17 protein-coding genes and 1 pseudogene are annotated in these 14302 nt (G+C 57.1%); 7 read left to right on the forward strand and 11 right to left on the reverse strand.

Annotated features, from left to right (window positions below):
- Nucleotides 1–9: 9 nt before the first annotated feature.
- Nucleotides 10–1113, reverse strand: coding sequence for a bifunctional diaminohydroxyphosphoribosylaminopyrimidine deaminase/5-amino-6-(5-phosphoribosylamino)uracil reductase RibD (ribD, locus tag ACOI7Z_RS20020; RefSeq protein WP_065882832.1), 1104 nt, complete (start codon nucleotides 1111–1113; stop codon nucleotides 10–12).
- A gap of 3 nt (nucleotides 1114–1116) precedes the next feature.
- Nucleotides 1117–1566: a transcriptional regulator NrdR gene (gene nrdR, locus ACOI7Z_RS20025; protein WP_002890417.1), complete on the reverse strand. Its 450-nt coding sequence runs from the start codon at nucleotides 1564–1566 to the stop codon at nucleotides 1117–1119.
- A 147-nt stretch (nucleotides 1567–1713) separates the two neighbouring features.
- Here nrdR and ACOI7Z_RS20030 point away from each other — a divergent pair, with 147 nt between their 5' ends.
- Together ACOI7Z_RS20030 and ACOI7Z_RS20035 are read left to right on the forward strand one after the other, a co-directional pair.
- Entirely contained in the window at nucleotides 1714–2253 is a 540-nt protein-coding gene (locus ACOI7Z_RS20030; protein WP_023288595.1) for a DUF3251 domain-containing protein, read from the forward strand.
- A 300-nt stretch (nucleotides 2254–2553) separates the two neighbouring features.
- Entirely contained in the window at nucleotides 2554–3438 is an 885-nt protein-coding gene (locus tag ACOI7Z_RS20035; RefSeq protein ID WP_004204836.1) for a nucleoside-specific channel-forming protein Tsx, read from the forward strand.
- 42 nt (nucleotides 3439–3480) lie between these two features.
- On the opposite strand, the gene ACOI7Z_RS20040 is transcribed toward ACOI7Z_RS20035, so the two are convergent.
- The 8 genes and pseudogenes from ACOI7Z_RS20040 to ACOI7Z_RS20075 form a co-directional block, all read right to left on the reverse strand.
- Complete coding sequence (locus tag ACOI7Z_RS20040; protein WP_023288594.1) at nucleotides 3481–4176, reverse strand: helix-turn-helix transcriptional regulator; 696 nt, start codon at nucleotides 4174–4176, stop codon at nucleotides 3481–3483.
- Between the two features lie 24 nt (nucleotides 4177–4200).
- Nucleotides 4201–4566, reverse strand: a complete 366-nt coding sequence (locus tag ACOI7Z_RS20045) for a VOC family protein (protein WP_016160371.1) — start codon at nucleotides 4564–4566, stop codon at nucleotides 4201–4203.
- A 136-nt stretch (nucleotides 4567–4702) separates the two neighbouring features.
- Nucleotides 4703–5674 (reverse strand): protein translocase subunit SecF, encoded by a 972-nt coding sequence (gene secF / locus ACOI7Z_RS20050; protein ID WP_008805371.1) that lies wholly within the window; start codon nucleotides 5672–5674, stop codon nucleotides 4703–4705.
- Between the two features lie 10 nt (nucleotides 5675–5684).
- Complete coding sequence (secD, locus tag ACOI7Z_RS20055; RefSeq protein WP_008805370.1) at nucleotides 5685–7532, reverse strand: protein translocase subunit SecD; 1848 nt, start codon at nucleotides 7530–7532, stop codon at nucleotides 5685–5687.
- Nucleotides 7533–7558: 26 nt separating this feature from the next.
- Nucleotides 7559–7891, reverse strand: a complete 333-nt coding sequence (yajC, locus tag ACOI7Z_RS20060) for a preprotein translocase subunit YajC (protein WP_002890398.1) — start codon at nucleotides 7889–7891, stop codon at nucleotides 7559–7561.
- Between the two features lie 22 nt (nucleotides 7892–7913).
- Entirely contained in the window at nucleotides 7914–9041 is a 1128-nt protein-coding gene (gene tgt, locus ACOI7Z_RS20065) for a tRNA guanosine(34) transglycosylase Tgt (RefSeq protein WP_002890395.1), read from the reverse strand.
- A gap of 108 nt (nucleotides 9042–9149) precedes the next feature.
- Nucleotides 9150–10214: a tRNA preQ1(34) S-adenosylmethionine ribosyltransferase-isomerase QueA gene (gene queA / locus ACOI7Z_RS20070; protein ID WP_004204841.1), complete on the reverse strand. Its 1065-nt coding sequence runs from the start codon at nucleotides 10212–10214 to the stop codon at nucleotides 9150–9152.
- A 64-nt stretch (nucleotides 10215–10278) separates the two neighbouring features.
- Nucleotides 10279–10394, reverse strand: a pseudogene (locus ACOI7Z_RS20075) (hypothetical protein).
- Between the two features lie 88 nt (nucleotides 10395–10482).
- On the opposite strand from ACOI7Z_RS20075, the gene acpH reads away from it, so the two are divergent.
- Entirely contained in the window at nucleotides 10483–11064 is a 582-nt protein-coding gene (acpH, locus tag ACOI7Z_RS20080) for an ACP phosphodiesterase (protein ID WP_023288592.1), read from the forward strand.
- Between the two features lie 127 nt (nucleotides 11065–11191).
- Nucleotides 11192–11794 carry a peroxiredoxin gene (locus tag ACOI7Z_RS20085; protein ID WP_004178733.1) on the forward strand — a complete coding sequence of 201 codons (603 nt, stop codon included), beginning with the start codon at nucleotides 11192–11194 and terminating at the stop codon, nucleotides 11792–11794.
- A gap of 180 nt (nucleotides 11795–11974) precedes the next feature.
- On the opposite strand, the gene ACOI7Z_RS20090 is transcribed toward ACOI7Z_RS20085, so the two are convergent.
- Complete coding sequence (locus ACOI7Z_RS20090; RefSeq protein ID WP_065882852.1) at nucleotides 11975–12085, reverse strand: hypothetical protein; 111 nt, start codon at nucleotides 12083–12085, stop codon at nucleotides 11975–11977.
- Nucleotides 12086–12140: 55 nt separating this feature from the next.
- Here ACOI7Z_RS20090 and ACOI7Z_RS20095 point away from each other — a divergent pair, with 55 nt between their 5' ends.
- Genes ACOI7Z_RS20095 through ACOI7Z_RS20105 form a run of 3 tightly spaced genes read left to right on the forward strand, consistent with a single transcriptional unit; the run spans nucleotide 12141 to nucleotide 14289 of the window.
- Nucleotides 12141–12584, forward strand: coding sequence for a PTS sugar transporter subunit IIA (locus ACOI7Z_RS20095; RefSeq protein WP_065882834.1), 444 nt, complete (start codon nucleotides 12141–12143; stop codon nucleotides 12582–12584).
- A 5-nt stretch (nucleotides 12585–12589) separates the two neighbouring features.
- Nucleotides 12590–12877: a PTS sugar transporter subunit IIB gene (locus ACOI7Z_RS20100; protein WP_087849710.1), complete on the forward strand. Its 288-nt coding sequence runs from the start codon at nucleotides 12590–12592 to the stop codon at nucleotides 12875–12877.
- 20 nt (nucleotides 12878–12897) lie between these two features.
- Nucleotides 12898–14289, forward strand: a complete 1392-nt coding sequence (locus ACOI7Z_RS20105; RefSeq protein ID WP_032453580.1) for a PTS ascorbate transporter subunit IIC — start codon at nucleotides 12898–12900, stop codon at nucleotides 14287–14289.
- The last annotated feature ends 13 nt before the right edge of the window (nucleotides 14290–14302 follow it).

A 14302-nucleotide genomic window follows, 5' to 3' on the forward strand; every position in this document is an offset into this window, starting at 1 on the left:
AGGAAAGCCTCACGCAGTGGTTAAATGCAGGCAGACATCCGGGCCAACCTGACGTATCTCATTGAATTTGAAATGGGGCGCCTGGCTCAGTTCTTCAAGCCCCGGCAGCGCGCATAATCCACGCGCCGCATTGCCTAACAGTTTAGGCGCAATATAGACGATAAGCTCGTCGACCAGGCCCGCCTGCAGCAGCGCCCCGGCAAGCGTGGCCCCCGCCTCCACCCAGATGCTGTTGATCTGCTGTTTGCCAAGCAGCATCATCAGCAGCACCAGATCGAGATGGCCGTTATGTTCCGGAACCAGCAGCGTGCGCACGCTGTCCGGCCACTGGCGCTCATCGGCGCCCAGGCGGGCAAACAGCGTTTCCCCCGCCTGCTGCACAATACGATGCTCAGGCGTGACGCGGTTCTGGCTGTCGATAACGACGCGCAGCGGCTGGCGCAAATTCTCTTCGGGATACAGCGCCTGGGTATCGGCGCTCAGCTCCTGCCAGCGCACGGTCAGCGCCGGATCGTCCGCCAGCACGGTGGCGCTGCTGGTCAGGATAGCATGGCTCTGGGCGCGCAGACGCTGCACGTCGCGTCGCGCCTGCGGGGAGGTGATCCACTGGCTTTCGCCGCTGGCCATCGCCGTGCGGCCGTCCAGCGAGGCGCCCAGCTTGAGCTGGACCCAGGGAAAACCGGTGCGCATCCGCTTCAGGAAGCCCTTATTCAGCGCTTCCGCCTCGTTCATCATCAGCCCGTGGCTGACGTCAATACCGGCCTGCTGCAGACGGTACAGGCCGCGCCCCGCCACCTGCGGGTTCGGATCCTGCATCGCGGCGACCACGCGGCTGACGCCGGCGGCAATCAGGGCGTCGCAGCACGGCGGCGTACGACCGTGGTGGCTGCAGGGCTCGAGGGTGACGTAGGCGGTGGCGCCTCGCGCCTTTTCCCCGGCCATCCGCAGGGCGTGCACTTCGGCATGCGGCTCGCCGGCGCGATAGTGGAACCCTTCGCCGACGATCTCGCCGTCTTTAACAATGACGCAGCCAACGTTAGGGTTAGGATGGGTGGTAAAGCGACCGCGGGCGGCGAGCTTGAGCGCACGCGCCATGTACATTTCGTCCTGCATGGCTTAGTCCTGTAAGCGGGCGATCTCTTCGCCGAATTCTTTGATATCTTCGAAGCTGCGATAGACCGACGCAAAGCGAATATAGGCGACTTTATCCAGTTTTTTCAGCTGCTCCATCACCAGGTTGCCGATCATTTTGCTGGCCACTTCGCGCTCGCCGGTGCCGCGCAGATGGGTTTTGATATGGTTGACCGCCATTTCGACGTCATCGGCGCTGACCGGACGTTTCTCCAGCGCTTTCAGCATCCCACTGCGCAGCTTGTCTTCGTTGAAGGGTTCACGCACATCGTTACTCTTCACCACCCGCGGCATGACCAGCTCCGCCACTTCGAAGGTAGTAAAGCGCTCATTACAGACCAGACACTGCCGACGGCGACGCACGGAAGAGCCTTCCCCTACCAGACGAGAGTCGATCACTTTGGTATCCACGGCGAAACAGAAAGGGCAATGCATAGCGCGTCCTGACAGGTAGTTAAACTGAAGGGTAGTTTACCGCGAAGTGACCTGACTACAAAGAAAGAGCTTTTGAGACAAAGGATCTATGGGAGAGTCAGGCGGTTTGGCTACCATTAAGCATCCTCTGCAAACGGAATCCTGACCATGACAAGACGTTACCTGAAACTCGCCATCGCGGGCAGCCTGTTTACCCTGACCGCCTGCGCCCAGCAAAGCGAAATCCGCCAGATGCACCAGAGCGTGAGTACGCTGAGCCAGGAGATGACCCAGCTCAATCAGCAAACGATCAAAATTACCCAGCAAAACGCGCTGAACGCGAAATCTACCCGCGGCGTCTATTTGCTGCCGGAGGCGAAAACCCCGGCGCGGCTGGAGAGCCAGATCGGCACCCTGCGCATGTCGGTGGCGAGCATTACGCCGGATGGCGATGGGTCACGCCTGACCTTACGTATTCAGGGCGAATCCAACGATCCGCTGCCGGCCTTTACCGCCACCGTCGCCTCCGGACAGATCACCGGTACTACCCACAGCTACCAGGAAGTGAATGTTCAGGATCAATTGATCAGCGCCCCGGCCAGCATTCTCGCCCCCAGCGATGTCGATATCCCGCTGCGCCTGAACGTGACGCCGGACAAAGTCGGTTTTATTCGCGTCCACGATATCCAGCCCGCCGCCGCGCAGTAAGCCTTGCCGCCGGGCTTCCCCCTGCCCGGCGACGCTCTGTCCCGTTATTCTTATCCACTTACAACTTTTCGCAAGAGTTCATTAGAAATCGTTCTGTATCGCGATTTTCAGTAGCATTTTGTCAAGAAATGCATAGAATCGTGAACGCAATCGATTACGCATGTTCTGGTTATGTGAAACAACACGTATTTTTGTGAGCAATGATTCCTATAATAGACCCCCACAGAAACACGAAATATTTAGAAACGCTTCGGCACTTCTTTTAACGCCTTCAGGCTCAATTTAAACAGTGGCATTCCTATGAAAAAAACATTACTGGCAGCGGGTGCGGTTGTGGCGCTCTCCACTTCTTTTACCGCGGGCGCGGCAGAAAACGATAAACCGCAGTATCTGTCTGACTGGTGGCACCAGAGTGTTAACGTGGTGGGTAGCTACCACACCCGTTTTGGACCGCAGATCCGTAACGATACCTACCTGGAATACGAAGCGTTCGCCAAAAAAGACTGGTTTGATTTCTACGGCTATATCGATGCCCCGGTATTCTTCGGCGGCAACAGCACGGCAAAAGGTATCTGGAACAACGGCTCCCCGCTGTTTATGGAGATCGAACCGCGCTTCTCTATCGATAAGCTGACCAACACCGACCTGAGCTTCGGGCCGTTCAAAGAGTGGTATTTCGCGAACAACTATATCTACGATATGGGCCGCAATGACTCCCAGGAGCAAAGCACCTGGTATATGGGTCTGGGTACCGATATCGACACCGGCCTGCCGATGAGCCTGTCGCTTAACGTCTACGCCAAATACCAGTGGCAGAACTACGGCGCGTCCAACGAAAACGAGTGGGACGGCTACCGCTTCAAAGTGAAATACTTTGTGCCGCTGACCGACCTGTGGGGCGGTTCGCTGAGCTACATCGGCTTCACCAACTTCGACTGGGGCTCTGACCTCGGCGATGACAACTTCTACGATCTGAACGGGAAGCACGCGCGCACCAGCAACTCCATCGCCTCCAGCCATATCCTGGCGCTGAACTATGCGCACTGGCACTACTCGGTGGTGGCCCGTTACTTCCATAACGGCGGCCAGTGGGCTGACGATGCCAAGCTGAACTTCGGCGATGGCGATTTCAGCGTCCGCTCAACCGGTTGGGGTGGTTACTTCGTGGTTGGTTACAACTTCTGATTGCTGAAACGGCAGGACAGCGCCCGGGCCACCCGGGCGTTTTTATTTCTCCCACACGTCGCAGCGGACCTTGCGCAGAAAATCGCTTAACGAGCGGTCGGCGCACTCGCTGAATCGACGCTCGGTCGCCCTGACCGCCAGACAGCGGTCGAGGCGAAAGTTGCGATAATCATTGCGCAACTCGCACCAGGCCACCAGCAGCCAGCGCTCCCCCCAGAAAAACAGCCCCAGCGGCAGCACGTCGCGCTCGGTCACCCGACCGGACTCATCCTGATAGCGCAGCGCCAGCACCTGCTGGCCGGAGACCGCCTGATGAATGACGTCAAAGAAGGTTTTGGCATAGCGATGGGCGCCGAGATCGGGGGCAAACAGGCGGGTCTGCTCCGCCTGGCGCCGGCGCGCCTCCGGCAGGATCGCCAGCATCTTCTCCTGGGCAGACTCCAGCGATTGCGACAGCGCCTCGCCGCCCCAGGTTTTCAGCAGCCGGATCGCGGCGATCAGCGCTTCGGATTCTTTGGTGGTCAGCATTAGCGGCGGCAGATCATAACCCGCCAGCAGGCGATAACCACTCCCCGCCTCGCCCTCCACCGGCACGCCGGAGAGGGAGAGATCGCGAATATCGCGATACACGGTGCGCTCCGACACGCCCAGCCGCTCCGCCAGCAGCGCGGCGGTAGTGAGCCGCCTGCCGCGCAGGATCTGCACAATCTGAAATAAACGGTCGGCGCGTCGGGTCATGTCTCACTTCACAAAAAGTTCAGGTTAAGCCGGTTGGTGCAGGCCGACGCGGTTGCCCTCGCTGTCAGTAAACAGCGCGATGGTGCCAATATCATTCGGCAGCGTCAGCGGCCCGAAAACACATGCCCCACCCGCCGAGGCAACGCGGTCGAGGGTGGCGGCAAGATGGTCTGTATGCAGGTAAATAATAGCGCCCTGCGCAGAGGGCGCGATACCCTCAAATTTGGCCAGCGCGCCGCCGGGGGCCGGATCCTGATGCGGGAACACCGCCAGCTCGGCGCAGTCCATGGTTTCGCGACGCAGTGTCACCTGCATCACCGGCTCATAAAACGCGACGGCGCGATCCATATCGGCGACCGGAATTTCAAACCAGTTAATCACGTTATTCATACTTCCTCCTGCTCGTTAGTGAGTTCAGAAGGAGTGTATGGGAGGGCTCCTGACAGCATACTGTCAGCAGGTTTTGTCGCGGGCAAAAAAAATCCCGGCCGCCTGGCCGGGATTGCGTTATTTCTACTGAACCGTATTACGGCAGAATAGACGGCTGGTCCGCCCCTTCTTTTTCGACCTTCTGCTGCAGCAGATGCTCGCGCTTCATGCCCAGCTTCAACGCCAGCGCGGAGGCGACGTAGATAGAAGAAGCCGTACCGATGGAGACACCGATCAGCATGGTCAGCGAGAAGCCTTCCAGAATCGGGCCGCCGAACAGGAACAGCATCAGGATCACCATCAGGGTGGTCCCGGAGGTGATCAAGGTACGGTGCAGCGTCTGGGTCAACGACACGTTGAAGATCTCGTACGGCGTACCGCGGCGGATCTTACGGAAGTTTTCACGGATACGGTCCGATACCACGATACTGTCGTTCAGCGAGTAGCCGATAACCGACATCAACGAGGCCACAATGGTCAGGTCGATCTCGATATGGAACAGCGACAGCACCCCCATGGTGATCACCACGTCGTGCGCCAGGGCGATAACCACCCCCGCCGCCAGACGCCATTCGAAGCGGAAGCCGACGTAGATCAGGATACAGACCAGCGCGGCAATCAGCGCCAGGGCGCCGGTTTGCGCAAGGTCCGCGCCGACGCTCGGGCCGACAAACTCAATGCGCTTCACCGCCGCGTTCTGGCTGGTCGATTCGTTAATCACCGTCACGACCTTGCTGCCCAGCTCCTGGCTGACGTTGGCGTCATGCACCGGCGGCATACGTACCATGATGTCGCGGCTGCTGCCAAAGTTCTGCACCTGCGGCTCTTCAAAGCCCGCTTTCTGCAGGGAATCGCGCATCTGGTCCAGATCGACCGGCTTCTCAAGGGTAATTTCGATCACCGTACCGCCGGTGAAATCGAGACCCCAGTTAAAGCCGCGGACGCCGATGATGGCGATCGACACAATCAGCAGAAAGCCTGAAATGCCGAAGGCCCAGTAGTCCCAGCGCATAAAGTCCCAGACTTTACGGCCGTGGTTCAATTGTTCAACAGTATATTCCTGTGCCACAACGCACTCCTCAGATAGACAGCTTTTTAACGCGCTTGCCGCCGTACAGCAGGTTCACGATGGCACGGGTGCCGACGATAGCGGTAAACATTGAGGTCGCGATACCGATACCGGTGGTAATCGCAAACCCTTTAATGGCACCGGTACCGACCGCGTACAGGATGATCACTTTGATAAGCGTCGTCACGTTGGCGTCGAAGATCGAGCTGAACGCGCCGCGATAACCTTCGTCAATCGCCTGCTGAACGGTACGCCCGTTGCTCAGCTCTTCTTTGATACGCTCGTTGATCAGAACGTTAGCATCGACCGCCACCGCAAGGGTTAACACGATACCCGCGATGCCCGGCATGGTCAGCGTCGCCCCCGGGATCAGGGACATAATGCCGACAATCAGCACCAGGTTGGCAATCAGCGCCGAGGTCGCAATCAGACCGAACTTCTTATAGAAGAGGATCATGAACAGGATAGAGACCACCAGACCGGCCAGACAGGCTTCCAGACCCTGCTTGATGTTCTGCATGCCAAGGGTTGGGCCGATAGTCCGCTCTTCGACGATCTGAATCGGCGCAATCAACGCGCCGGCACGCAGCAGCAGCGACAGCTGGCGCGCTTCGTTCGGGTTGCTGATACCGGTAATACGGAAGCTGTTGCCCAGACGCGACTGGATGTTGGCGATGTTAATCACCTCTTCCTCTTTCGCCAGGATAGCGCGACCGTTGGCGTCTTTCTTACCGCTGTCTTTATACTCCACGAACAGGGTCGCCATCGGCTTGCCGATGTTGTCCTTGGTGAAGTTGGACATGATGTTACCGCCCGCGCTGTCCAGCGAGATGTTGACCTGCGGCTGGTTGTACTCATCCATGCTGGAGGTCGAGTCGGTGATATGGTCACCGGTCAGGATCACCCGCTTGTACAGCACCACCGGCTGGCCTTCACGCGTCTCTTTCACTTCCGAGTCGCCCGGCACGCGGCCTGAGGCGGCGGCGGACTGGTCCACGTTGGTATTGACCAGACGGAACTCGAGGGTCGCGGTCGCGCCAAGGATCTCCTTCGCCCGCGCGGTATCCTGGATACCCGGCAGCTCAACCACGATGCGGTCAGCGCCCTGACGCTGAACCAGCGGTTCGGCGACGCCCAGCTGGTTCACACGGTTACGCAGAATGTTAATGTTCTGCTGAACCGCATACTCACGAGCTTCTTTCAGGCGCTCATCGGTCATCACCGCTTTCAGGCTGTTGTCACCCTGAGAGGAGATCACCAGATCGCGATGGCGAGGGCTGAGATAAGAGATAGCCTGGTCGCGCGCCGCGCTGTCGCGGAAGACGATGCTCAGACCATAGTTGTCTTCCTTACGCACGGTCGCGTAAGGAATGCCTTTGTCGCGCAGCTCGCTGCGCAGGCTATCGATGTTCTGTTCCTGCAGTTTGCCTAACGCGGTGTCCATGTCGACTTCCATCAGGAAGTGCACGCCGCCGCGCAGATCAAGACCCAGCTTCATCGGCTCGGCATAGAGTGCCGCCAGCCAGCGTGGGGTTGCCGGAGCAAGGTTTAGCGCCACGACGTATTTGTCACCCAACACGGTAAGCAGCGCTTCACGCGCGCGCAGCTGGGTATCAGTGGTGTCGAAGCGCGCAAGAATAGCGCCCTCTTCCAGTGCCACAGACTTCGCGGTAATTTTTTCTTCTTGTAAAGTTTTCTGGACCTGGATCAGCGTTTGCTCACTGGCGGCGACGCCGCGCGCGCCAGTGATTTGAACAGCCGGATCCTCACCATACAGGTTGGGAAGCGCATAGATCAGGCCGACGACAATGACGACGACCAGCATGACATACTTCCACAAAGGATAACGGTTTAACACGGCAGTTCCCTTTGGGAAAAGTTAGATTACAGCGCCTTCATGGTGCCTTTCGGCAGAACGGCAGCAACGAAGTCACGTTTGATAACCACTTCAGTGGTATCGTTCAGCGCGATAGCAATGTAGCCAGTTTCCGCTACTTTGGTCACGCGACCGACCAGACCGCCGTTGGTCAGCACTTCATCACCTTTGGCGATGGAGTTCATCAGGTTCTTATGTTCCTTGGTGCGCTTCTGCTGTGGACGCAGGATCATGAAGTAAAAAATCAGACCGAACACCACCAGCATCAGAATCAGAGACATCGGGCTGCCCTGCGCCGGTGCACCCGTTGCCGCTACCGCATCAGAAATAAAAAAGCTCATTGAAATTCCCTCATTATTAAAATTAATCAACGTTCAAAGGAGGCACGGTGCGCCCCTGACGTTGGTAAAAATCGGTCACGAAGCTCTCTAATTTACCCTCTTCGATAGCCTTGCGTAAACCAGCCATTAAACGCTGATAGTAGCGCAGGTTATGAATGGTATTGAGACGCGCGCCCAATATTTCGTTGCAACGGTCAAGGTGATGCAAGTAAGCGCGTGAATAATTGCGACATGTATAGCAATCACACTCGGCGTCCAGCGGCGCGGTATCGCTTTTGTGCTTCGCGTTGCGGATTTTCACCACGCCGTCGGTGACGAACAGGTGGCCGTTACGCGCGTTGCGCGTCGGCATGACGCAGTCGAACATATCGATACCGCGACGTACCCCTTCCACCAGATCTTCCGGCTTCCCGACGCCCATCAGGTATCGTGGTTTATCGGCCGGGATCTGCGGGCAGACGTGCTCCAGAATACGGTGCATGTCTTCCTTCGGCTCGCCGACCGCCAAACCGCCGACAGCGTAGCCATCAAAGCCAATCTCTACCAGACCTTTCACCGAGATATCACGTAAATCTTCGTAAACGCTGCCCTGAATGATGCCGAACAGCGCATTTTTATTGCCAAGGCTATCGAAACGGTCGCGGCTGCGCTTCGCCCAGCGCAGAGACATCTCCATCGAGCGCTTGGCGTAATCCCAGTCCGCCGGGTACGGCGTACATTCGTCGAAGATCATCACGATATCGGAACCGAGATCGTACTGAATCTCCATGGATTTTTCCGGATCGAGGAAAATCGGATCGCCGTTGATCGGGTTACGGAAGTGGACGCCCTGCTCGGTGATCTTACGGATATCGCCAAGGCTGAACACCTGGAAGCCGCCGGAGTCGGTCAGGATCGGTCCTTTCCACTGCATAAAATCGTGCAGATCGCCGTGCAGCTTCATGATCTCCTGACCCGGGCGCAGCCACAGGTGGAAGGTGTTGCCGAGAATAATCTGCGCGCCGGTGGCTTCCACCTCTTCCGGCGTCATCCCTTTGACGGTGCCGTAGGTGCCAACGGGCATAAAGGCCGGTGTTTCCACCACGCCGCGCTCAAACACCAGGCGACCGCGGCGGGCGCGACCGTCGGTGGTATCCAGTTCAAATTTCATGCTTGCTCCTGCGTCAGAAAAACAGTCCGACGTTTTGATACTCGCCACGGAATGATTCCGTGGCTAAAAATGCGTCATGGCGTGCTAAAAGCCGGCGGGCCGGCCTTTTCAGGGACGCTCAGAAATAGCCTGCGGATTGTACGTGATAAACATCGCATCCCCGTAGCTAAAAAAGCGATATTTCTGCTCCACCGCTACCTTATAGGCGTTCATGGTGTGCTGATAACCCGCAAACGCCGACACCAGCATAATCAGTGTGGATTCAGGGAGATGGAAGTTGGTCACCAGCGCATCGATCACCTGGTACTGATAACCCGGATAGATGAAAATCTGCGTATCGTCGAAGAACGGCGCGATCAGGGCGTCTTTCGCCGCCTGCGCCGCGCTCTCCAGCGAGCGTACCGAGGTGGTGCCCACCGCGATCACGCGATTGCCGCGCGCTTTCGCCGCCAGCACCGCATCGACCACCTCCTGCGGCACTTCCGCATATTCTGAGTGCATCGTGTGCTCTTCAATGCTGTCGACGCGCACCGGCTGGAAGGTACCCGCGCCCACGTGCAGGGTGACAAACGCCATCTCAACGCCTTTAGCGCGCAGTTTGTCCAGCAGCGGTTCGTCGAAGTGCAGACCCGCGGTCGGGGCGGCTACCGCGCCCGGCCGGGTGCCGTAGACGGTTTGATAGAGCTCGCGGTCAGCGTCTTCGTCCGGGCGATCAATGTAGGGCGGCAGCGGCATATGGCCGATCCCGTTAAGGATCTCCAGCACCGGGCGCTCGTCGTTAAATTCCACTTCAAACAGCGCGCCGTGACGCGCCAGCATGGTGGCCTGAATGCTCTCGTCGTCGCCCAGCAGCAGCTCGGCGCCCGGCTTCGGCGCTTTCGAGGCGCGAATATGGGCGAGGATGCGCTTATCATCCAGCATCCGCTCCACCAGCACTTCAATCTTGCCGCCGCTGGCCTTGCGGCCGAACAGACGCGCCGGGATCACCCGGGTGTTGTTAAACACCAGCAGATCGCCGGGATTGAGCTTATCGAGGATGTCGGTGAAGGTGCCATGCGTCAGCGCGCCCGTCGGCCCGTCCAGGGAGAGTAAGCGGCAGCTACTGCGCTCAGGCATCGGATAGTGGGCGATCAGGGATTCGGGTAGTTCAAAAGCAAAATCGGTAACGCGCATGACGATAACTCAGACTGAATAAAGAGGCGGGTAGTCTAGTGCCGGGGCGGTCTGCCTGCAACCTTTACCCCTCCGGATGAATGACATAATCTATATTCCAAATCATTCCGAATGCCGCCATGCGGCAGCCGAATGCATCACCGGTGGCAGAGGGCCGCGCGCGGCCAGACAGCACGCCATCCGGGCACCGGGGCTGCCGTTCAGGGCGACGCGCAGCGCTACACCGCTCACTCTGCCCGCCAGAAAGTATTTGAAGGATGTCGTCACTATGAATTTTCTCGCCCACCTGCACCTGGCCCATCTCGCCGACAGTTCGCTGCCCGGCAATCTGATGGCCGACTTTGTGCGCGGCAACCCGCAGGGCGACTATCCGGCGGAGATTGTTGACGGCATCTATATGCATCGGCGGATTGACGTGCTGACTGACAACCTGGCGGAAGTCAAAGAGGCGCGGGAGTGGTTTCGCCCGCAGACCCGCCGCGTCGCCCCGATCACCCTCGACGTCATGTGGGATCATTTCCTGTCGCAGCACTGGGCGCAGCTCTCCCCTGACCTGCCGCTGGAGGAGTTCGTGCGCTATGCCGAGCGGCAGATCGTGCCGATCCTGCCCGACTCGCCGCCCCGCTTCGTCAATCTCAACCAATATCTCTGGTCGGAGCGCTGGCTGGAGCGCTATCAGGAGATGGATTTTATTCAGCGCGTGCTCAACGGCATGGCCAGCCGCCGCCCGCGTCTCGAGGCGCTGCGCGACTCCTGGCAGGATCTGGATACCCACTACGACCGGCTGGAGGGGCAGTTCTGGCGCTTTTATCCGCAGATGATGCGTCAGGCGAAAAACAAACAGCTGTAATCGCTGCGACATTGATAGGTAAAAGCTGGCTGAACGATTGTCGGTGCCTCTTTGTGTTATTGGCGGACAGGCTCTATACTTGCCGGCGTTGCGTTTTAAATAACCTTAGTAATTACAGGAGAATCAAATGGTTCTGGTCACTCGTCAAGCGCCGGATTTTACTGCAGCCGCTGTGCTGGGTAATGGTGAGATCGTTGAGAAATTCAATTTCAAACAGCACACCAACGGTAAACCTACCGTTCTGTTCTTCTGGCCAATGGACTTCACCTTCGTTTGCCCGTCTGAGCTGATCGCGTTCGACAAACGTTACGAAGAATTCCAGAAACGCGGTGTGGAAGTGGTTGGCGTTTCCTTCGACTCCGAGTTCGTGCACAACGCATGGCGTAACACCCCGGTAGACCAGGGCGGCATCGGCCCGGTTAAATACGCGATGGTTGCTGACATCAAACGTGAAATCCAGAAAGCTTACGGTATCGAGCATCCGGACGAAGGCGTTGCCCTGCGCGGTTCCTTCCTGATCGACGCTAACGGCGTGGTTCGCCACCAGGTGGTTAACGACCTGCCGCTGGGCCGTAACATCGACGAAATGCTGCGCATGGTTGACGCGCTGCAGTTCCACGAAGAGCACGGCGAAGTTTGCCCGGCGCAGTGGGAAAAAGGAAAAGAAGGTATGGCTGCCTCTCCGGAAGGCGTTGCAAAATACCTGACCGAAAACGTCTCCAGCCTGTAATCGGCACACGTTTTTATAAAAGGCTCGCTCAGGCGGGCCTTTTTTGTTAGCGATGTCAAAATTTAGGAAAATGACCCGGCGATATTTGTGACCAGGAATACACTTCTGCCGAAAAATTTCGCTCTGCCTCTCATTTTTTCTCTGTCAAATTTCAGCGCCAAATCTCAACCACTCCATAACTCACTGAAAATCATATAAATTATTTATATGGTTTTCTGCCGGCACTTTGCCGTCGATGTGATCGCCATCAATATTTAAAACCGCGGATGTGATCTCATCCATCATTTTTATCAATGTATTTAGTCATGATTTTACTCAGGAACAGGAATACGTTCAGGAGAAGAGAATGGATATTATTTTTGACCCGACGTTAATTGCCCTGAAGCAGAATATTTCCCATGCGGAAGAGGCCATCGAACTGGCGGGTTCTTTACTCGCCAGGCGTCAGATTTGCAGCGCCGAATATGTCAGCGAGATGCTGACGGTATACGAAGATTTTGGCGCCGCCATCGTGATAGATGACGGGATTGCCATGCCGCACGCCCGCCCGGAAAAAGGGGCATTGCAGACCGGATTTTCGCTTGTCACCACCGCCAAGCCAGTGACCTTCGGCCACGATGAGTTCGATCCGGTTACCGTCGTCATCGCCATCGCCGGCGCCGATGCTGACAGTCATATCAAAATGATCCAACTGATAGCCTCGCTGATCGAGTCAGATATCGTGACCTTTCTTCAGCAGGAAACTGACGTGAATTCAGTCTTACATTTCATCCAAAAACAAATGGAGTAGTCATTATGTTAGTTATCAGAACGGTTTGTGGTAACGGTATTGGCAGTTCATTGATGGCTGCGAATAATGTGAAGAAGATCTGTGAAGAATTAGGTATCAAAGCGGACGTCGCCTCGGTCGATTTTGCTAACGCCGTCGGGGAAAAAGCCGACCTTTATGTCACGATCAAAGAACTGGCAAATCAATTTCCGGCCCACTGTCATGTCTCCATTATTCGCAGCTATGTCCATAAAGCAAAAATCGCCGAGGATATTACCGACGCGCTGATGAAAATTGCTGCGACTCACTCTTAATCAGCATAGAGGGAACGACCATGCAGGCTATTCTTAGTTTCTTAACGGAAATATTCAGTCAACCCGCTTTTTTAATGGGGCTTATCGCCTTCGTTGGCTTAGTGGCGCTGCGCTCCCCCGGCAACAAACTCCTTACCGGCACATTAAAGCCGATTTTAGGCTATTTGATGTTGAGCGCTGGCGCAGGCGTTATCGTTGCCAATCTCAACCCGTTGGGCGGCATTATCGAAGCGGGATTTAATATCCGCGGCGTTATTCCGAACAATGAAGCCATTGTCTCCGTCGCCCAGAAGATGCTGGGCGTGGAAACCATGAGTATTTTGCTGTTGGGCTTTATTTTCAATCTGATCATTGCCCGCTGCACAAAATATAAATATATCTTTCTCACCGGTCATCACTCATTCTTTCTCGCCTGCCTGTTCTCCGCCGTCCTGCAGGCGGCGGAGTTCCAGGGCTGGATGTTGATCCTGATCGGCGGATTCCTGCTGGGCTCATGGTCGGCCATCTCCCCCGCCATTGGCCAGCGTTACACCAGGCAGGTGACCGAGGACGGCGGGATCGCCATGGGCCATTTCGGCTCTCTGGGCTACTACCTCTCGGCGTGGATCGCCAGCCGGACCGGTAATCCGGCAAACTCCTTCGCCGATACCGAAATCTCAGAGAAATGGGGTTTTCTGCGCGATACCACCGTCACCACCGGTATCGTGATGTTTGTCATCTACTTTGTCTGCAGCGCTGTCGCCGGGTCGGCGTACCTGAGCACCATCACCGACCAGAACATGCTGATCTTCTCCGTGCTGACCGGTCTGCAGTTCGCCGTTGGCGTAGCCATTGTCTACAACGGCGTGCGCTTGATCCTGGGCGATCTGGTGCCGGCATTCCAGGGCATCAGCCAGAAACTGATCCCGGACTCCATCCCGGCCGTTGACTGCGCGGTGTTCTTCACCTTTAGCCCCACCGCAGTGGTGGTGGGATTCATCAGCTCCTTTGTGGGCGGGCTGGTCGGGATGCTCATGCTCGGCGGACTGGGCATGGCGCTGATTATTCCCGGCATGGTGCCGCACTTCTTCTGCGGCGGTACCTCCGGGGTCTTTGCCGACAAGCTGGGCGGTAAGCGCGGTTGTATCATCGCCGCCTTTATCGGCGGGATCTTCCTGGCCTTCCTGCCGGCGATGCTGCTGCCGGCGCTCGGCAACCTCGGGTTTGAAAACAGCACCTTCGCCGATTTCGACTTCGCGGTGTGGGGCATCATTATCGGTAACGCGTTTACCCAGTTTGGCCAGGTCACTATCTACCTGATTTGTCTGGCGCTGCTCGTCGCGCTGCTGGCGCCTTTCTGCTTCCGTCAGGTACGGGTGGTGGGCAACACGCTCAGCTATGAGGAGCTTATCGCCAAGCAGAAAAATGAATAAGCGAGGTCATTTT

The organism is Klebsiella sp. C283 (assembly GCF_048822555.1).
Classification (GTDB): domain Bacteria; phylum Pseudomonadota; class Gammaproteobacteria; order Enterobacterales; family Enterobacteriaceae; genus Klebsiella; species Klebsiella quasipneumoniae.